The organism is Halomonas sp. A11-A (assembly GCF_003182195.1).
GTDB classification, from domain to species: Bacteria; Pseudomonadota; Gammaproteobacteria; order Pseudomonadales; family Halomonadaceae; genus Halomonas; species Halomonas alkalicola.
On the sequence record NZ_QGTM01000013.1, the window covers coordinates 25720 to 43846 of the forward strand.

Below are 18127 nucleotides of genomic sequence, written 5' to 3' on the forward strand. Positions count from 1 at the left end.
GGGAGTTCGTGCCCCCGGTGAAGGGCCAGTACTTCGACAACATCAGCCCGGTCAATGGCCAGGTGTTCTGCCAGGTCCCGCGCTCGAGTGCCGAGGACATCGACAAGGCGCTGGACGCCGCCCACGCCGCCGCCCCCGCCTGGGGCAAGACCTCCGCCACCGAGCGCTCCAACATCCTGCTCAGGATCGCCGACCGCATCGAGCAGAACCTCGAGATGCTGGCCGTGGCGGAGACCTGGGACAACGGCAAGGCGGTGCGCGAGACCCTCAACGCCGACCTGCCGCTGGCCGTCGACCACTTCCGCTACTTCGCCGGCTGCATCCGCGCCCAGGAGGGCACCGCCGCCGACATCGATGCCAACACCGTGGCCTACCACTTCCACGAGCCGCTGGGCGTGGTGGGGCAGATCATCCCCTGGAACTTCCCGCTGCTGATGGCCACCTGGAAGCTGGCCCCGGCGCTGGCCGCCGGCAACTGCGTCGTGCTCAAGCCCGCCGAGCAGACCCCGGCCTCGATACTGGAGCTGATGAAGCTGGTCGGCGACCTGCTGCCGCCGGGGGTGGTCAACATCGTCAACGGCTACGGCGCCGAGGCGGGCCAGGCGCTGGCCACCAGCAAGCGCATCGCCAAGATCGCCTTCACCGGCTCCACTCCGGTGGGCGCGCATATCCTCAAGTGTGCCGCCGACAACATCATCCCCTCCACCGTGGAGCTGGGCGGCAAGTCGCCCAACATCTACTTCGCCGACATCATGAACGCCGAGCCGGAGTTCATCGACAAGGCCGCCGAGGGCCTGGTGCTGGCCTTCTTCAACCAGGGCGAGGTGTGTACCTGCCCGTCCCGGGCGCTGATCCAGGAGTCGATGTACGACGCCTTCATGGCCAGGGTCATGGAGAAGGTTGGCAGGATCAAGCGCGGCAACCCGCTCGATACCGACGTCCAGGTGGGCGCTCAGGCCTCCCAGGAGCAGTTCGACAAGATCATGTCCTACATGGAGATCGCCCGCGAAGAGGGCGCCGAGTTCCTCGCCGGCGGCGACAAGGAGAGCCTGGACCCGAGCATCGACAAGGGCTTCTACATCCAGCCGACCCTGGTGAAAGGCCACAACAAGATGCGGGTCTTCCAGGAGGAGATCTTCGGGCCGGTGGTGGCCGTGACCACCTTCAAGGACGAGGCCGAGGCGCTGGCCATCGCCAACGACACCGAGTTCGGCCTCGGCGCCGGGGTGTGGAGCCGCGACATCAACGTCGCCTTCCGCATGGGCCGCGGCATCCAGGCCGGCCGGGTGTGGACCAACTGCTACCACCAGTACCCGGCCCACGCCGCCTTCGGTGGCTACAAGAAGTCCGGCATCGGCCGCGAGAACCACAAGGTGGCCCTCGAGCACTACCAGCAGACCAAGAACCTGCTGGTGAGCTATGACACCAACCCGCTGGGCTTCTTCTGATCCTTGCGCCGTCCGGATTCGCCGGGCGGCGCTCCTTTCCCAGCAGAGGGTGGGCCACCACCTCGTTCCCCGGGCGATGCCCCGAGCCCGACAGGGGCTCTCCACTCGAGCAACAGCAGGAGTAAGATAATGGACAAGACGATGAAGGCCGCTGTGGTACGCAAGTTCGGTGAGCCCTTGGCTATCGAGGAGGTAGAGACGCCTCGGCCCCAGAAGGGCGAGATCCTGGTCAAGGTGGCCGCTTCGGGCGTCTGCCATACCGATCTGCATGCCGCTCACGGTGACTGGCCGGTGAAGCCCAATCCGCCGTTCATTCCCGGCCACGAGGGCGTCGGGCATATTGTCGCCATCGGCGAGGGCGTGAAACACGTCAAGGAGGGCGATCGTGTTGGCGTTCCCTGGCTCTATTCGGCCTGTGGCCACTGTGAGCACTGCCTGGGCGGCTGGGAGACGCTGTGCGAGTCGCAGCAAAATACCGGCTACTCGGTGAACGGAGGCTTCGCCGATTACACATTGGCCGATGCGGGATTCGTCGGCCTCCTGCCCGATAATGTCGACTTTCTAGAGATCGCTCCGGTGCTGTGTGCCGGCGTGACCGTCTACAAGGGGCTCAAGATGACCGACACTCGCCCAGGGCAGTGGGTGGTGGTTTCGGGCATCGGCGGGCTTGGCCACATGGCCGTGCAGTACGCTCGTGCCATGGGGCTCAACGTGGCGGCGGTGGACATCGATGACGGCAAGCTGGCGTTGGCCGAAAGGCTTGGGGCGACGGTCACTGTCAATGCCATGAAGACCGATCCGGTCGACTACCTGAAGCGCGAGATCGGCGGCGCTCATGGGGCGCTGGTCACGGCGGTATCGCCCAAAGCCTTCGATCAGGGCCAGCGCATGCTGCGTCGCGGCGGCACCCTGGTGCTCAACGGCCTGCCGCCGGGCGACTTCCCGCTGCCGATCTTCGATACCGTGCTCAACGGCATCACCGTGCGGGGCTCCATCGTCGGCACCCGTCAGGATCTGCAGGAGGCGCTGGACTTTGCCGGCGAGGGCAAGGTAAAGGCCACCGTCGCCACCGACAGGCTGGAGAACATCAACGATGTCTTCCAGCGCATGATCGATGGCAAGATCGAAGGGCGCGTGGTGCTCGACATGACGTCGTGAGGTGCCACCGGAGAGGCCCCGGGGCGCTTGCTCCCTACCGTGCCTCGCCGGTCATGACACCTTCTCCCGACAAGGGCGCCCGGCCCGGCCACCGGCGGATGCCGTCCTGGACCGGGCTCCCCAGCCCACCACGCTGTAACGCCATCACCACATCATAACGACAACGCTCAGGAGTCACGCCATGATCTACGCCAATCCCGGCAGCCCGGATGCCGTCATCAGCTTCGAGCAGCGCTACGGCAACTACATCGGCGGCGAGTTCGTGCCCCCGGTGAAGGGCCAGTACTTCGACAACATCAGCCCGGTCAATGGCCAGGTGTTCTGCCAGGTCCCGCGCTCGAGTGCCGAGGACATCGACAAGGCGCTGGACGCCGCCCACGCCGCCGCCCCCGCCTGGGGCAAGACCTCCGCCACCGAGCGCTCCAACATCCTGCTCAGGATCGCCGACCGCATCGAGCAGAACCTCGAGATGCTGGCCGTGGCGGAGACCTGGGACAACGGCAAGGCGGTGCGCGAGACCCTCAACGCCGACCTGCCGCTGGCCGTCGACCACTTCCGCTACTTCGCCGGCTGCATCCGCGCCCAGGAGGGCACCGCCGCCGACATCGATGCCAACACCGTGGCCTACCACTTCCACGAGCCGCTGGGCGTCGTGGGGCAGATCATCCCCTGGAACTTTCCGCTGTTGATGGCCACCTGGAAGCTGGCACCGGCGCTGGCCGCGGGCAACTGCGTCGTGCTCAAGCCCGCCGAGCAGACCCCGGCCTCGATCCTGGAGCTGATGAAGCTGGTCGGCGACCTGCTGCCGCCGGGGGTGGTCAACATCGTCAACGGCTGCGGCGCCGAGGCGGGCCAGGCGCTGGCCACCAGCAAGCGCATCGCCAAGATCGCCTTCACCGGCTCCACTCCGGTGGGCGCGCATATCCTCAAGTGTGCCGCCGACAACATCATCCCCTCCACCGTGGAGCTGGGCGGCAAGTCGCCCAACATCTACTTCGCCGACATCATGAACGCCGAGCCGGAGTTCATCGACAAGGCCGCCGAGGGCCTGGTGCTGGCCTTCTTCAACCAGGGCGAGGTGTGTACCTGCCCGTCCCGGGCGCTGATCCAGGAGTCGATGTACGACGCCTTCATGGCCAGGGTCATGGAGAAGGTTGGCAGGATCAAGCGCGGCAACCCGCTCGATACCGACGTCCAGGTGGGCGCTCAGGCCTCCCAGGAGCAGTTCGACAAGATCATGTCCTACATGGAGATCGCCCGCGAAGAGGGCGCCGAGTTCCTCACCGGCGGCGACAAGGAGAGCCTGGACCCGAGCATCGACAAGGGCTTCTACATCCAGCCGACCCTGGTGAAAGGCCACAACAAGATGCGGGTCTTCCAGGAGGAGATCTTCGGGCCGGTGGTGGCCGTGACCACCTTCAAGGACGAGGCCGAGGCGCTGGCCATCGCCAATGACACCGAGTTCGGCCTCGGCGCCGGGGTGTGGAGCCGCGACATCAACGTCGCCTTCCGCATGGGCCGCGGCATCCAGGCCGGCCGGGTGTGGACCAACTGCTACCACCAGTACCCGGCCCACGCCGCCTTCGGCGGCTACAAGAAGTCCGGCATCGGCCGCGAGAACCACAAGATGGCCCTCGAGCACTACCAACAGACCAAGAACCTGCTGGTGAGCTACGACACCAACCCGCTGGGCTTCTTCTGAGCCCGATCACGCCACGTCGGTAACGGCCGGGGGCGCGACGCGAGTCGCGCCCCCGCTGACGTTTCAGGCCTGCCTCGGGGGCGCTTCGCGTTCGCCACCCAGTAGCCGCCGCGCCTCGGTGAGGCTGGCCATGCGGCGGATGAACAACGCCGCGGCCACCGGCGAAACCGCGCCGCTGCGGATGTTGGTGGCAGTGCGCGCCAGGGCGGCGGTGGCTCAGTTGCCGCGCATCTCGTCATGGCCGCGGTAGGCCTTGCCATGACCGTTGCCATAGCTGCGCTGCATCATGGTCTCGCGCAGCTCCTCGAGCTGCTCTTCGCTGAGGAGCTCGGCCAGGGCCTCCTGGTGGCGGTCGCGCATCTCGCGCATGGCATCGCGGCGCTCCTCGCGGGAGTCGAAGTCGCGGCCGCGCAGCTCGGCCATGTCGGCGTAGATCGCCTCGCGGGTCTCACGCAGGGCCTCGCGCTCCTCGTCGGAGAGGCCCCACTCATCGACCAGCGCCTCGAGGCGCTCCTGCATGCTGGCGCGGCGCTGCTCCATCATCTCGGCGCGACGCTCCTCGCGCATCTCCCGGCTGGCCTCCTCCAGGGCGGCGCGCTGCTCATCATCGAGGATCTCGGCCAGGCGCTCCTGATGCTGCTCGTGGAGCTGACGCATCGCCTCGCGGTGCTCGGTGCGGGCCTCGTCCAGGGCTTCGCGGGTCGCCTCGTCGATGCCGGCGCGCTCGAAGAGCGCCTGGCGCTGTTCGGCCCGGTACTCGGCGCGGGCCTCCTTCCACTGCTCGCGCTGCTCCTGAGACTGCTCGGCCCCCTTGCCGTGGTGGGCGGCGGTGGCGGAGAGCGCCAGGGGGGCGATGGCGATGGCCAGCAGGGCCGGCGCCAGCAGCTTGCGGGAAACAGTTATCTTCATGGGGTCACTCCTTCGTGCCTCGGGTTGATGGTTCCAGTCTCACCCGGCGCGGTGCAAGGTCGGTGCAGCGAGCGTGCAAAGGTGGTGCATGCTCACTCCTCGGGCTGGTACTTGTAGCCCACCCCGTAGACCGAGCGGATCACCTCGCGTTCCGGCCACACCTCGCTGATCTTGCGGCGCAGCTTCTTGACGTGGCTGTCCACGGTGCGCTCGGAGACGATGCGGTGGTCACGGTACATGTGGTCCATCAGCTGGCCCCGGGAGAAGATCCGTCCCGGGGCGTGCATCATCACCTTGAGCAGCTGGAACTCCACGGCGGTGAGGGCCAGGTCCTGGCCGTCGGCCAGCGCCCGCCAGCCCTCCTCGTCGAGGAGCAGGTCGCTGCCCGCGGCCTGCTCGGCGCCGTCGTTGCCCTGGCTGCGGCGCAGCACCGCCTTGACCCGGGCCACCACCTCCCGGGGGCTGAAGGGTTTGCAGATATAGTCGTCGGCGCCCAGCTCGAGCCCCAGCAGGCGGTCCACCTCCTCGACCCGGGCGGTGAGCATGATCACCGGCAGCGCAGGCCAGCGCTGGCGGATCTCGCGGCACAGGGTCAGGCCATCGGTGCCGGGCAGCATCAGGTCGAGCAGCACCAGCGCGGGCCCCTGCCCCCCCTGACGCGCCTCGGCCAGCCACGGCAGCACGGCGTCGCCGTGATCCAGGTGGTGGGTGGCGAAGCCGCTGCCGGCCAGGTAATCGGCCACCAGCCGAGCGATCTTGGGTTCATCCTCGACGATCAGGACCTGCTGTCCCTCGTGTTCCCTTGATGTCATGCGATCTCCTCCCTGATGCGGTCGTCATCGAGCGGTGGAAAGGTGAGCGTCCAGCATAACCCACCCAGCGGCGAGGACGAGGGGTGCATCTCGCCGCCGTGGGCCTTGACCAGGGCCGCGGCGATGGAGAGCCCCAGGCCGCTGCCGCCGCTGGCGCGATTGCGCGAGCCCTCCACCCGGTAGAGGCGCTCGGTGAGCCGGGCAAGCTCGCCCTCGGGCACCCCGGGGGCGCTGTCCTCCCAGGTGAGCCGGATGCCCCGGGGGGTGGCGTCGAGGGTGACCCGCAGCCGGCCCGGGGCCCGGGTATAGGCGCAGGTGTTGTCGAGCAGGTTGTTCCACAGCTGGCGCAGGCGCTGGACGTCGCCGCGCATCCAGGCCTCGGCCTGGATGCGGGTCTCCAGGGTGATGCCGCTGTCGGTGAGCCAGCCCTCGGCCTCGTCGAGTCGGTCGGCGAGGCTCTCGCCGAGGTCCAGCGGCGCGAGCAGCACCTCCAGGGCGCCGGCGTCGCTCTGGGAGAGCAGCCGCAGGTCGGCCACCAGCCGTTCGAGCTGGCCCACCTCCTGGGCCAGGGAGTGCAGGCTGTCCTGGTCGAGGCGACGGATGCCGTCCTGCATCGCCTCGATCTCGCCGCGCAGCACGGCGAGTGGCGTGCGCAGCTCGTGGGCGATGTCGGAGACCCAGCGGCTGCGCGCCTCGCGGCTCGCCTCCAGGGTGGCGGCCAGCACGTTGAAGTCCCGTGAGAGCCGCGACAGCTCGTCCTGGCCGCTCTCCGGCAGGCGGATGCTGTAGTCGCCCTCGGTGAGGCGGCGGGTGGCGAGTGCCATGCTGCGGGTGCGCCGCCCCAGCCACCAGGAGAGTCCGCCGGCCAGCAGCAGCGAGGCGACCCCCAGGGAGCCGATGATGATCGCCAGGTTGCGCTGCTGGCGGGAGAGGAAGATATGGTCCATGCGCGCCATCAGCTGCTCCGGGGGGCGATAGCCCAGGGTGCCGACCCGCTCCCCCTCGTGGAGGATCGGCAGCCAGCGCAGGGTGGCGGCCTCCTCCTCGTCGTCAGGCGGCAGGCCGATCACCGGCAGGCCGCCGGCGTCGTGGAGCACGAAGTCCTTGGGGTCGCCCAGGCGGCGCTCGATGCCCTGGGGCGGCATGCCGGCCCCGGGCCACAGCTGCTGGCGCACCAGGCGGTGCCAGGCCGACGGCGATGCGCGCAGCCACTGCCAGTCGCCGCCGCGATTCGCCCACTCCTCACCGAGCCCCTCGGCCAGGGTCTCGGCGCGGTTGGCCTGGGTGGTGTCCAGGTACTCGATGAAACCGCGGTCGAGGCTGCGCGAGATGCCCAGGAACACCAGGGCCGAGATGGCCACATTGACCGACAGGATCACCACGAACAGCTTGACGCCCAGCCGGGAGACGGCGGGCCGGGGCAGACGCAGGCTCATGGAGAGGCCTCCTCGACTTGGGGGCTGCGGCCCTGAAGGCGCTCGCGCACCCCCTCCAGCATCAGGTAGAGGCAGGGTACCAGCAGCAGCAGGATGACGGTGGCGAAGAGCATGCCGAAGCCCAGCGAGATCGCCATGGGAATGATGAAGCGGGCCTGGCGCGAGCTCTCGAAGATCATCGGCGCGAGCCCCAGGAAGGTGGTCAGGGTGGTCATCATGATCGGGCGCAGGCGCCGGGTGGCGGCGGCGACGATCGCCTCCCGGGGCGCCATGCCCTCGCGGCGCCGACGGTTGGCGTAGTCGATCAGTACCAGGGCGTCGTTGATCACCACCCCGGAGAGCGCCAGCATGCCCATCAGGCTGACCACCGAGAGGCCGAAGCCCATGATCATATGGCCGGCCACCGCGCCGATGATGCCGAAGGGGATGGCGGCCAGTACCAGCAGCGGCTGCAGGTAGCTGCGGAAGGGAATCGCCAGCAGGGCATAGAGGGCGATCAGGGTCAGCCAGGAGGCCTTGGTGAGTGCCGAGACGTTGTCGGCGGTCTCCTGCTGGCGCCCGCCCGGGGAGATCTCGAGCCCCGGCCAGCCGGCCCTCAGGGCGGGGAAGACGTCGGCCTCCAGGGTGCCCAGCACCTGATTGATGCGCTCGTCGCCGGCGGCATCGGCGGTGACGTTGATGATGCGCCGGCCGTCGATGCGCTGCAGGGTGGTGGCGGCCCGGCCCAGCTCGATCTCGGCGACCCGGGCCAGCGGCACCTGGCGCCCGTCCGGGGTGCGGATCGGCAGCCGGTAGAGGTCGGCGAGGCTCTGGCGCGCCTCCGCGGGCAGGCGCACCTCGACGCTGATCTCGTGGCGGCCGATGAACTGCTCGAGCGCCGTGATGCCCTGCAGGGGCGCGCGCAGCTGGCCGGCCAGGTCGCCGCCGGTAAGGCCCAGGGCGCGCCCCTCCGGCGAGAGGCGAATCTCCAGCTGGGGCTTGCCGTCGGCCAGGCCGCTGTCGATGTCGGTGATCCCCTCGAACTCACCCAGGGCCTCGGCGAGCCGCGTGGCGGCACCCTCCAGCGCACGGCTGTCGGGGTGCGAGAGGCGCAGGGTCAGGCCGGCCCCGGCGCCGGGGCCGCCCACGTCGGACTCGAAGCGCACCGCCTGGGCGCCGCTGAACTCGCCGGCCAGCTCGCGCCACTCCCGGGCGACCCGGGAGGGGGGCCAGGCGTCGAGGCTCGCGCGCTCCAGGGTCAGCTGCACGCTGAGCCGGTCACCGTCGATCTGGGCGCGGTTGGCGGTAAAGGCGGGGCCGTCGTCGCGAGCGGCCAAGGCCTCTGCGGCGGCCAGCAGGCGGTCGCGGATGGCGCGGTCGTCGGCGATGGGGCTGCCCACCGGCAGGGTCACCGTGGCCTGGACCCGGTCAGATTCCACCCGGGGCATCAGCGAGAAGCCGAGCCGCCCGCTCATGGCCCAGGCCAGGGCCACCGCCAGCAACGCCACGGCGAGGCTCACGGTCAGCAGCCGCTGGTCCAGGCAGCGCTCGAGGAAGGGGGCAAAACGCTGCTGGGTGACGCGAGACAGCCAGGCCTGCAGGGCCTTGCGCACCCGGTCGAGGGGACGCCGCCAAGCCGGCGCCTCGCGGCCGCCGGCGCGGTGGGCCAGGTGGGCCGGCAGGATGAACAGCGCCTCCAGCCAGGAGGCCAGGAACACCGTGATCACCACCAGCGGCACCACGGCGAAGATCATGCCCAGGAAGCCGGGCAGGAAGAGTAGCGGCAGGAAGGCGACGATGTTGGAGAGGATGGCGAAGCTGATCGGCACCGCCATCTCCCGGGCGCCGCGCACCGCCGCCTCGCGCAGGGAGTGGCCCTGCTCCCGGTAGCTGTGGATGTTCTCGCCCACCATGATGGCGTCGTCCACCACGATGCCCAGCGCGATGATGAAGGCAAACATCGACATCATGTTCAGCGACACCCCGAACCAGGGCAGGAAGAGCAGGGCGCCGAGGAAGGCGGTGGGAATGCCGAGGGTGACCCAGAAGGCGAGTCGCGCCTCCAGGAACAGGCCCAGCAGCACCAGCACCAGCGCCAGGCCCAGGAAGGCGTTCTTGAGCAGCAGGTCGAGGCGGTCGCGATAGACCTCGGAGCTGTCCCGGGAGATGGTGAGGCTCACCCCCTCCGGCAGGTCCGCCTGAAGCCGCTCGAGCTGGGCATGCACGGCGTCGGAGATGCCGATGGGGGTCTGGTTGCCGATCTGGTAGACCTCCAGGGTCATGCTCGGTGCGCCGTTGAAGAGCACCTCGCGATCGGTCTCGGCGAAGCCGCGTTCGACCCGGGCGATCTCGCCCAGGCGCAGCTGGCCGCCGTCGGGGGTGCCGAGGATCGGCAGCTCGGCGAACTCCCGGGCCTCGTCGCGGCGTCCCTGGTAGCGGATCAGCCACTCTCCCTCGCCGGTGGTCAGGCGGCCGCCGGCCAGGTCCAGGGCTTCGTCGCCGATGCGGTTGGCCAGCTGGCGGTGGTCGAGGCCGTGGCGCTGCATCGCTTCCTCGTCGAGCAGTACCTGGATCTCACGCTCACGGTTGCCGGAGAGCTCCACTCGGGCGATGCCCGGCGACCCCTGCAGTTCGGCGCGCACCTCCTCGGCCAGGTCGTGGAGCAGCTGGTCGTCGACCGGGCCGTGGAGCTGCAGGCTCATCACACTGCGCGAGCGCCCGGCCAGGCCGAGGCGGGGCGGGTCAGCGGCGGCCGGCAGGCTGGTGATGGCGCCTACCGCCTGCTGGATCTCCTGGTAGACCCGCATTACCTCCACCCCCTCCACCAGGCTGGCGGAGACGCGGCCGGCGCCCTCGCTGGCGGTGGCGGTGAGCTCGTCGATGCCGTCCACGTTGGCCAGTGCCGCCTCCAGAGGCAGCAGCAGGCTGCGCTCCACCTCCTCGGGGGTGGCGCCGGGATAGCCGATGGCGACGGTGATGATCTCCAGCTCGAAGTCGGGGAAGACCTCCTTCTTGATGGTGGTGGAAGCCATCAGCCCGCCGATGATCAGCAGCAGCATCAGCAGATTGGGGGCCACCCCATGGTGGACCATCCAGGCGATGGGGCCGCGACGCATCATGGGCGGGGCTCCGCCGGCGCGGCGCCGGCCGGTCGGTCGGCGCTGCTGGCGGCGGTGCGCAGCGCCATGCCCTCCCGGGGCTGGCCCAGCGGCGAGGTGATCACCCGCTCGCCTGTCTCGAGGCCCTCGGCCACCAGCACCTGATGGTCATCGCGATGCAGCACGCTCACTGGGCGGCGGCGCAGGCGCTCCTCCTCGTCCAGCACCCACACCTCCTCGCCGGGGCGCAGGGCCGCGGCGGGAAGTGCGATCAGGTCGTCGCGCTCGCTTGCCTGGAACGCCAGGCGTACCACGTCGCCGAGGCGCAGCGCCGGCGCGCCGCGCTGCGCCTCGGTCAGCGCCAGGGGGTCCTCCACGGCGACCAGCAGTTGGACCTGCAGGCCGTTCTCCTCCAGGGCAGGCAGCACCGTGAGCAGCTCGCCCTCGCGCTCGCTGCCGGCGGGCCAGCCGCGGCTGGTCAGGGTCACGGCGCTGCCCGAGGCCTCCTCGGAGGCAGGCAGCAGCCAGGCCAGCGCCTCACCCGGCAAGGACGCCTGCACCCAGAAGCGCGACACGTCCACCAGGTGGAGCAGTTCGGTGCCGCTGGTGACCTCGCTGCCCTCGCCGAGCAGGCGCGCCTGGACCATGCCGGTCCAGGGGGCGGTAAGGGTGGCGCGCGCGAGATCCAGCCGGGCCCGGTCGCGGGCCGCCCGGGCGCGCTCTACCTCGGCCTGGGCGCTTCTCAGCTGGGGCTCGCGCAGCACCAGGGCGCGCCGCTCCGCGGGCAGCTCGCGGCCGAAGCTCTGGTACTCGGCCCGGGCGCGCTGCTGCTCCCCCTGCTCCATGGCCAGTGCCGCCTCGGCCTGGGCCAGGGCCGCCTCGGCCTCGCGCAGCGCCAGGGAGAGGTCGGCGTCATCCAGGTGGGCGAGGGGGGCGCCGGCCTCCACCAGGCGGCCCGGCACCACCCCCGGGGCGAAGGCCTCCAGGCGGCCGGCGACCCGGCTCGCCAGCCGCGCCTCACGCTCGGCCACGACCCGGCCGAAGCCGTGCAGCGCCGGCGCGGCGGCGCGTGGCACCACGCTGACGGCCTCCACCAGCGGCGGGGCGGGCGCCGCGGCGGGGCGCCGCTCCACCCGTGGCGGCTGGCTCATCAGCCACCAGGCCAGGGCGAGCCCACCGGCCAGCACCAGCAGGGCGACCAGGGCGACGCGCCCGCGCTGGCGGTGGGGAGGCGTCATGGAGGGGTAGGACGGGCGATTCATGGGCGACTCGGGCAGGGAAGGGGAGCGTAGAGCATGGCGCGCGGCGATGCAGCCAATGGTCAGAAAATGTGCAAGCGGTATGCAAGGCGATGGTGGCGGGAGCGCCTCAGAGGGAGAGGAAGAACAGCAGCAGCGGCGGCGAGAGCAGCGAGAGGAGAAAGCCCGAGACCACCGCCACCGGCACGCAGGTGACCCCGCCATGCTGCTGGATCACCGGCAGGGTGAAGTCCATGGAGGTGGCGCCGCCATAGCCGATGGCCAGTGCCGTATGACGGCGGATCACCAGGGGAATCAGCACGAAGGCGGCAAGCTCCCGGGCTAGGTCGTTGAAGAAGGCCACGCCGCCCATGGCCGGGCCCAGGGCATCGCCCACCAGGATGCCGGAGAGGGAGTACCAGCCGAAGCCGGCGGCCAGCGCCAGGCCTTCGCTGGCGCGCAGGCCCAGCAGCGGGGCGGCGAGCAGGCCGCCGGCCAGCGAGGTGGCCGCCAGCACCAGGGCAATGGCCAGGCCGTAACGGTTGAGCAGGATCTGGCGCAGCGGCATGCCGGAGTTGCGCAGCTGGCAGCCGATCAGCGCCAGCAGCCCATAGAGCACCCACTCGGCGAGGGTCTCGGCGCTGTCGTGGAGCCCGGGGAGGGCGCGGCCCGCCAGCCCCAGCCCGACGCCGAGCACCACCACGCCCACCAGGGTCAGGGAGCCGGCCATGGCGGCGAGCTTGCTCAGCGGGGCGCCGGGCACCACCCGGGAGGGGTCGGCGGTGAGGCCGAGGCGCCCGGAGAGCCACCAGAGCCCCGCCAGGTTGCAGGCGCTGATCACGGCGAACAGGGCCAGCGCCTGGCCCCCCATGCGCGAGAGCTGGCCGGCGAGGTCGTCGAGGCCGGCCAGGCTCACCCCCATCAGTAGCAGGATCACGTAGACCGAGGCGCTCACCCCGCGGTTGATCAGCGCCATCAGGGCGGCACGGCGAACCGGTACCAGATAGCCCAGCACCAGCGGCAGCAGTACGATCACCAGACCTGTCAGCATCGAGAGTCCCTTCCCTGTGCTGTCGCCGGGGCGGCGACGGAAAACCCGCTACTCTAGCAGGCTCTTGCGGGGCTGGGCATTACTCGCCGAGGGAGAGGCGGGTGAGGGAGAGGCGGCTCCGGCGCTCGCCGTCGCGGTGGTACTCCACGGCGAGCATCAGGCCTGGGACCTCGGGGTGGAAGTGGAACACCAGGTGGCGTTCGGGCTTGTCGGGTTCGGTGACCTCGACCGCCACGGCCTCGAACTCCCCGGCGGGCAGGCTCAGGCTCTCGGGGCCCAGCACCTGGTACGCCATGCGCTCCTCCCGACCGCGATGGTTCTGGTAGCGGATGTCGCAGCTCTCCTGGCAGGTGCCGTCGATCACCCGGCGGGAGAGCTCGAAGAGGGCGGCCTGGCGGTCGGGAAGCACGGCCAGGTCATCCGGGGCGAGACGATAGTCGCCGCCCAGCCCCAGCAGGGAGTAGCCGCTGATGTACTGGAGCGACCGCACTCCCTGGTCCTTGATCAGGAAACGGCTGCGCTCCTCCCCCCGGGCCACGGCGATGGCGGCGCTCATCTCGCTGTGCCAGGAGCCACCGTCCTGGGTGAGCCGGTGCTCGACGCTGGTGCTGGGCCAGCCGCTCACCTCGAGGCGGTAGCGGGCGGCGAAGGGCTGGGGGACCGCCTTGGTGGCATTCTCGACAGCCGGCTCCGTCTGCCGGTAGGCAGGCGCCGGGGCAGCCGGTGTCTGTGCCGCCGCGGTGGCAAGGGGCAGGCAGAGGAGCAGGGCGGGCAGCAGGCGTCTCAGGTGCATCAAAGGGTCTCGCTGGGCGAAGGCAAAGCAGTGGACCCCCGCGGCGGGCTCGGGTTCCGGCATGCGGGGTTCTTGCATATTCAGGCCGTGGCTTTCATCTTGGCGCCTCGCCCGGCCTCACAGCCGGCGGCTGAGCGCCGCGAGCCCCGGGCTCAGCGTCACCGGGTAGTCGCTCCCGCCTGGGGCGAGCTCGAGGAGGGAGACGGGCAGCGCCGTGAGGGTCTCCTCGGCGGCCTGTGGGGTCACCGCGGCGCCGGGGCCGTACTCCATGCTCATGCTCATCATCTGCCCTCCCGGGATGGTGGCACCTTTCACCTCAGGGTAGGGCCTTCACCGCCCTTCGTGTAGCGGCGTCAGTAGCCGGCCGCGGGATCCACCGTCGCCTGGGGCGTGCCGGCCTCGAAGGCGCGCAGCGCCTCGGCCACCTGATCCAGCGCCGCGCCCAGCGGCGTGGGGCCGGCCATGTGCGGAGTGACCCAGATCCGCGGGTGGGCCCAGAGCGGGCTCGCCTCGGGCAGGGGCTCCTCGGGGAAGGTGTCGAGAATGGCCCCGCGCAGCCGCCCCACGCTTGCGGGGTCGTCGCGCGGCCCCAGGGCGGCGAGCAGCGCGGCCTCGTCGATCAGGGTGCCGCGTCCGGGGTTGATCAGGCTGGCCCCCTCGGGCAGCCGGGCGAGGGCGCGAGCGTCGATGATATGGCGCGTCGCGGGGGTGTCCGGCAGCAGCAGCACCAGGGTGTTGACCCGGCCGAGCAGCTCGTCGAGACCGGCATCGCCGTGGTGGCAGGTGATGCCCGCCAGGGATTTCGGCGAGCGGCTCCAGCCGTGCACCGGGAAACCATCGGCGGCCACCATGGCGGCCACCTTCGCGCCGATGGCGCCGAGTCCGAGCACCCCCACCGGCCAGTCGGCCTTGTCCACGACTGGGTGCTTGCGCCACGCCCGGGCGTGCTGCTGGCGGCGGTAGCGGTCGAAGTCGCGCTGGAAGTGGAGGGTCCCGTAGCGTACGTAGTCGCCGATCAGCTCCGCCATGCCGGCGTCGCGCAGCTTGACGATCGGGACCCCCTCCGGCAGCCCGGGGTTGCCCAGCAGCGCGTCTACCCCGGCCCCCAGGTTGACGATGCCCCTGAGGGCCTCGGGCTCGCGCAGCAGTGCCTCCGGCGGCTTCCACACCGCCAGGTAGTCGGCCTGGCGGCGCTGCGCCAGCGGCGCCGCGCTGGTGATCACCTCGGCCTCGGGCAAACGCTCGGCCAGGGCGTCTCGCCACTGCTCGGCATCGTCGATATGCACCAGTACTTTCATGGTCTCTCCTTGTGCAGGGGTTAGGCTCATCATGGGAGCCGGCGAGGCTGTGAACAAGCGTATTGGATGACAAGGAAATGCTTGACCGCCTACCGTGGGTTGGCAGTAACCTCCATCCATAGGGGTCAACCCCACTGCCTCGTGCCATCGACCGGTTCGCGACCCGTTCAGGCATCCGTCGGTGACCGTGACCCTGGCCGGCCTTCTCCTCATCGAGAGGGCCGATTTTCTTGATGTTGCTTTGGCGAGTGGCCTAATGACCCAGGTAAACCTGCCCTTCACCCGCGAGGAGTACGCCAGCCGGCTATGGAAGGTGCGTGCCGAGATGGCCAGCCGCGGCATCGACGTGCTGATCATCAGCGACCCCTCCAACATGGCCTGGCTTACCGGCTATGACGGTTGGTCGTTCTATGTGCACCAGTGCGTGCTGCTGGGGCTGGAGGGCGAGCCGGTCTGGTACGGCCGGCGCATGGACGCCAACGGGGCGCTGCGCACCTGCTGGATCGATCCGGATAACATCACCTACTACCCGGACTACTACGTCCAGAACCCCGACATGCACCCCATGGACTACCTGGCCCAGTCGATCATGCCCGATCGCGGCTGGCACCAGGGGGTGGTCGGCATGGAGATGGACAACTACTACTTCTCCGCCAAGGCCTACCAGAGCCTGCTGCGGGAGCTGCCCCACGCCCGCTTCATGGACGCCAACTCCCTGGTCAACTGGTGCCGTGCCATCAAGTCGCCCCAGGAGATCGAGTACATGCGCATCGCGGCGAAGATCGTCGAGGGCATGCACTCGCGCATCCTCGAGGTGATCGAGCCCGGCCTGCCCAAGAGTAAGCTGGTCTCGGAGATCTACCGGGTCGGCATCGAGGGCTGGCGCGACGAGCAGGGCCGGGTCTTCGGCGGTGACTATCCGGCCATCGTGCCTATGCTGCCCACCGGCAAGGATGCCGCCGCCCCGCACCTGACGTGGGACGACACGCCGTTTCGCAAGGGGGAGGGCACCTTCTTCGAGATCGCCGGGGTCTACAAGCGCTACCACGCGCCCATGTCGCGCACGGTGTTCCTGGGCCGCCCGCCGGCGGAGTTCGTGCGTGCCGAGTCGGCGCTGCTCGAGGGCATCGAGAACGGCCTCGCGGTGGCCAAGCCCGGCAACCGCACCGCGGACATCGCCATGGCGCTGGGCGCGGCCATGGACAAGTACGGCTTCGACCGCGGCGGCGCCCGCTGCGGCTACCCCATCGGTATCAGCTATCCCCCGGACTGGGGCGAGCGCACCATGAGCCTGCGCCCCTCGGACGAGACCATCCTGCAGCCGGGCATGACCTTCCACTTCATGCCGGGCCTGTGGGAGGACGAGTGGGGTCTGGAGATCACCGAGAGCATCCTGATCACCGAGACCGGCTGCGAGACCCTGGCCGATTTCCCGCGCCAGCTGTTCGTGCGCTGAACGGGTTCAAGCTGAGTTAACGACATCAAATCGCGAGGGGCGCTGGGGGCAGATCATAGAGGGGGTCCTATGCCAGGGATGGCATCGGTAGCGCCCAGGGATGGGTTCACAGCGCCCCCTCGTAGATCTGCCGCCAGATCAGCCCCGAGTGGCACGAGGCCATGGCGCCCATGTCACATCAGAACAAGGAGTATCAACAATGACCAAGCGTCCCAGCCCGATCAGCGCCACCGTCGACTTCGACGCTGACGGCGTCCAGCACGGCTTTCTCAAGCTGCCCATCTCGGTGGACGACTCCGCCTGGGGGGCGGTGATGATCCCGGTCACCGTGGTCAAGAACGGCGAGGGCCCCACGGCGCTGCTCACCGGCGGCAACCACGGCGACGAGTACGAGGGCATCACCTCGCTGCTCAAGCTCTCGAGCCAGCTCAAGGCCGAGGAGGTCACCGGCCGGGTGATCATCGTGCCCTGCATGAACACCCCGGCGGTGATGGCCGGCAAGCGCACCTCCGGGCTCGACGGCGGCAACCTCAACCGCAGCTTCCCCGGCGACCCCGACGGCAGCGTGACCGAGAAGATCGCCGACTATTTCACCCGGGTGATGGTGCCGATGTGCGACGTGGTGCTCGACCTGCACTCCGGTGGGCGCACCCTGGACATCATCCCTTTCGGCGCCTCCCACGTGCTCGACGACCCCGAGCAGCAGCGCCAGGCGCTGGAGGGCGCCAAGGCCTTCGGCGCCCCCTACGCCATGATGATGTTCGAGCTCGACGCCGCGGCCCTCTTCGACACCGTGGTGGAGAGCCAGGGCAAGATCTTCGTGGCCACCGAGCTCGGCGGCGGCGGCACCTCCACCCCCGAGAGCATGGCCATCACCGAGCGCGGCGTGCGCAACTTCCTGATCCACTACGGCCTGCTGGAAGGCGAGGTGGAGATGCCCGCCGAGCCCCAGGTCTATCTCGACATGCCCGATGCCAGCTGCTACGTGCAGAGCGAGCACTCCGGCGTGTTGGAGCTCTGCTTCGCCCTGGGCGAGCGGGTCGAGAAGGGCGAGGTGGTGGCTCGGGTCTATGACATGACCCGCAGCGGCACCGCCCCGATGGAGTACCGCGCCGGGCGCAGCGGGGTGCTGGCGGCACGCCGTCATCCGGCGCTGGTCAACATGGGCGACACCATCGCGGTGATCGCCGATGTCGTCGACTCGCTGGGTTGAGGGTGCCGGAATCACGATGAAACTGGACCGCTACGACCTGAAGATCCTCGAGATCCTCTCCCAGGACGGCCGCATCACCAAGTCCAAGCTGGCCGAGGCGATCAACCTCTCGGTCAGCCCCTGCTGGGAGCGGGTGCGCCGGCTGGAGAAGGCCGGCATCATCGAGGGCTACAGCGCCCGCATAAATGGTGCCGTGCTGGTCAAGCGCACTCCGGTGTGGGTGCAGATCGAGCTCAAGGCCCACAACGCCGAGAGCTTTGCCCGCTTCGAGGCGCTGGTGCAGGCCACCCCCGAGGTCACCGAGTGCGTGGCGGTGGGGGGCGGCGTCGACTATCTGATCAAGGTCGAGGCCGATTCCATCGACGCCTACCAGCGCCTGATCGATGCCTGGCTGACCGGCGAGGCCGGCATCGAGCGCTATTTCACCTATATCGTCACCAAGACGGTCAAGCGCCCCGAACCGGGCTTCTCCCGCGACGACTTCTGCCCCTGACCCCCGACTTTCCCGCTGACAGGCCCGCCCTGCGCGAGTCCAG

The 18127-nt window shown here is 69.8% G+C and carries 15 protein-coding genes; 6 read left to right on the plus strand and 9 right to left on the minus strand.

Annotated elements, in window-relative coordinates; translation table 11 throughout:
• The 3 genes from DER72_RS10020 to DER72_RS10030 form a co-directional block, all read left to right on the plus strand.
• Positions 1-1448, plus strand: a 1448-nt coding sequence (locus DER72_RS10020) for an aldehyde dehydrogenase family protein (RefSeq protein WP_110069855.1), incomplete at its 5' end; no start/stop codon positions are given.
• A gap of 129 nt (positions 1449-1577) precedes the next feature.
• A complete protein-coding gene (gene adhP, locus DER72_RS10025; protein WP_110069856.1) occupies positions 1578-2606 on the plus strand; it encodes an alcohol dehydrogenase AdhP in 1029 nt (342 codons plus the stop codon).
• Between the two features lie 181 nt (positions 2607-2787).
• Positions 2788-4308, plus strand: a complete 1521-nt coding sequence (locus tag DER72_RS10030; RefSeq protein WP_110069857.1) for an aldehyde dehydrogenase family protein — start codon at positions 2788-2790, stop codon at positions 4306-4308.
• Positions 4309-4524: 216 nt separating this feature from the next.
• On the opposite strand, the gene DER72_RS10035 is transcribed toward DER72_RS10030, so the two are convergent.
• From DER72_RS10035 to DER72_RS10070, 9 genes are all read right to left on the minus strand, one after another.
• Positions 4525-5217: a hypothetical protein gene (locus DER72_RS10035; protein WP_110069858.1), complete on the minus strand. Its 693-nt coding sequence runs from the start codon at positions 5215-5217 to the stop codon at positions 4525-4527.
• Positions 5218-5309: 92 nt separating this feature from the next.
• Positions 5310-6029 carry a response regulator gene (locus DER72_RS10040; protein WP_110069859.1) on the minus strand — a complete coding sequence of 240 codons (720 nt, stop codon included), beginning with the start codon at positions 6027-6029 and terminating at the stop codon, positions 5310-5312.
• Positions 6026-7465: an ATP-binding protein gene (locus DER72_RS10045; RefSeq protein WP_110069860.1), complete on the minus strand. Its 1440-nt coding sequence runs from the start codon at positions 7463-7465 to the stop codon at positions 6026-6028. The genes DER72_RS10040 and DER72_RS10045 overlap by 4 nt, the downstream gene beginning before the upstream one ends.
• A complete protein-coding gene (locus tag DER72_RS10050) occupies positions 7462-10563 on the minus strand; it encodes an efflux RND transporter permease subunit (protein ID WP_110069861.1) in 3102 nt (1033 codons plus the stop codon). The genes DER72_RS10045 and DER72_RS10050 overlap by 4 nt, the downstream gene beginning before the upstream one ends.
• A complete protein-coding gene (locus DER72_RS10055) occupies positions 10560-11804 on the minus strand; it encodes an efflux RND transporter periplasmic adaptor subunit (protein ID WP_258306266.1) in 1245 nt (414 codons plus the stop codon). The genes DER72_RS10050 and DER72_RS10055 overlap by 4 nt, the downstream gene beginning before the upstream one ends.
• A gap of 106 nt (positions 11805-11910) precedes the next feature.
• Positions 11911-12831, minus strand: a complete 921-nt coding sequence (locus DER72_RS10060; protein ID WP_110069863.1) for a lysine exporter LysO family protein — start codon at positions 12829-12831, stop codon at positions 11911-11913.
• A 79-nt stretch (positions 12832-12910) separates the two neighbouring features.
• Positions 12911-13624 (minus strand): hypothetical protein, encoded by a 714-nt coding sequence (locus DER72_RS10065; protein WP_146209046.1) that lies wholly within the window; start codon positions 13622-13624, stop codon positions 12911-12913.
• 117 nt (positions 13625-13741) lie between these two features.
• Entirely contained in the window at positions 13742-13909 is a 168-nt protein-coding gene (locus DER72_RS16160) for a hypothetical protein (protein WP_181395646.1), read from the minus strand.
• Between the two features lie 68 nt (positions 13910-13977).
• On the minus strand, positions 13978-14922 hold the full coding sequence (locus tag DER72_RS10070) for a glyoxylate/hydroxypyruvate reductase A (protein ID WP_110069865.1): 945 nt from the start codon (positions 14920-14922) through the stop codon (positions 13978-13980).
• A 256-nt stretch (positions 14923-15178) separates the two neighbouring features.
• Between DER72_RS10070 and doeA the strand changes: the two genes are divergently transcribed.
• The 3 genes from doeA (at position 15179) to DER72_RS10085 (ending at position 18084) form a co-directional block, all read left to right on the plus strand.
• Positions 15179-16378, plus strand: coding sequence for an ectoine hydrolase DoeA (doeA, locus tag DER72_RS10075; RefSeq protein ID WP_110069866.1), 1200 nt, complete (start codon positions 15179-15181; stop codon positions 16376-16378).
• Positions 16379-16577: 199 nt separating this feature from the next.
• Complete coding sequence (doeB, locus tag DER72_RS10080) at positions 16578-17591, plus strand: N(2)-acetyl-L-2,4-diaminobutanoate deacetylase DoeB (RefSeq protein ID WP_110069867.1); 1014 nt, start codon at positions 16578-16580, stop codon at positions 17589-17591.
• A gap of 16 nt (positions 17592-17607) precedes the next feature.
• Positions 17608-18084, plus strand: coding sequence for an Lrp/AsnC family transcriptional regulator (locus DER72_RS10085; protein ID WP_110069868.1), 477 nt, complete (start codon positions 17608-17610; stop codon positions 18082-18084).
• Positions 18085-18127: the final 43 nt, after the last annotated feature.

Excerpts from the sequence above, each read along its gene's own strand:
- adhP (WP_110069856.1), top strand. The coding sequence starts at position 1,578 with ATGGACAAGACGATGAAGGCCGCTGTGGTACGCAAGTTCGGTGAGCCC.
- DER72_RS10030 (WP_110069857.1), top strand. The coding sequence starts at position 2,788 with ATGATCTACGCCAATCCCGGCAGCCCGGATGCCGTCATCAGCTTCGAG.
- DER72_RS10035 (WP_110069858.1), bottom strand. The coding sequence starts at position 5,217 with ATGAAGATAACTGTTTCCCGCAAGCTGCTGGCGCCGGCCCTGCTGGCC.
- DER72_RS10040 (WP_110069859.1), bottom strand. The coding sequence starts at position 6,029 with ATGACATCAAGGGAACACGAGGGACAGCAGGTCCTGATCGTCGAGGAT.
- DER72_RS10045 (WP_110069860.1), bottom strand. The coding sequence starts at position 7,465 with ATGAGCCTGCGTCTGCCCCGGCCCGCCGTCTCCCGGCTGGGCGTCAAG.
- DER72_RS10050 (WP_110069861.1), bottom strand. The coding sequence starts at position 10,563 with ATGATGCGTCGCGGCCCCATCGCCTGGATGGTCCACCATGGGGTGGCC.
- DER72_RS10055 (WP_258306266.1), bottom strand. The coding sequence starts at position 11,804 with ATGAATCGCCCGTCCTACCCCTCCATGACGCCTCCCCACCGCCAGCGC.
- DER72_RS10060 (WP_110069863.1), bottom strand. The coding sequence starts at position 12,831 with ATGCTGACAGGTCTGGTGATCGTACTGCTGCCGCTGGTGCTGGGCTAT.
- DER72_RS10065 (WP_146209046.1), bottom strand. The coding sequence starts at position 13,624 with ATGCACCTGAGACGCCTGCTGCCCGCCCTGCTCCTCTGCCTGCCCCTT.
- DER72_RS16160 (WP_181395646.1), bottom strand. The coding sequence starts at position 13,909 with ATGATGAGCATGAGCATGGAGTACGGCCCCGGCGCCGCGGTGACCCCA.
- DER72_RS10070 (WP_110069865.1), bottom strand. The coding sequence starts at position 14,922 with ATGAAAGTACTGGTGCATATCGACGATGCCGAGCAGTGGCGAGACGCC.
- doeA (WP_110069866.1), top strand. The coding sequence starts at position 15,179 with ATGACCCAGGTAAACCTGCCCTTCACCCGCGAGGAGTACGCCAGCCGG.
- doeB (WP_110069867.1), top strand. The coding sequence starts at position 16,578 with ATGACCAAGCGTCCCAGCCCGATCAGCGCCACCGTCGACTTCGACGCT.
- DER72_RS10085 (WP_110069868.1), top strand. The coding sequence starts at position 17,608 with ATGAAACTGGACCGCTACGACCTGAAGATCCTCGAGATCCTCTCCCAG.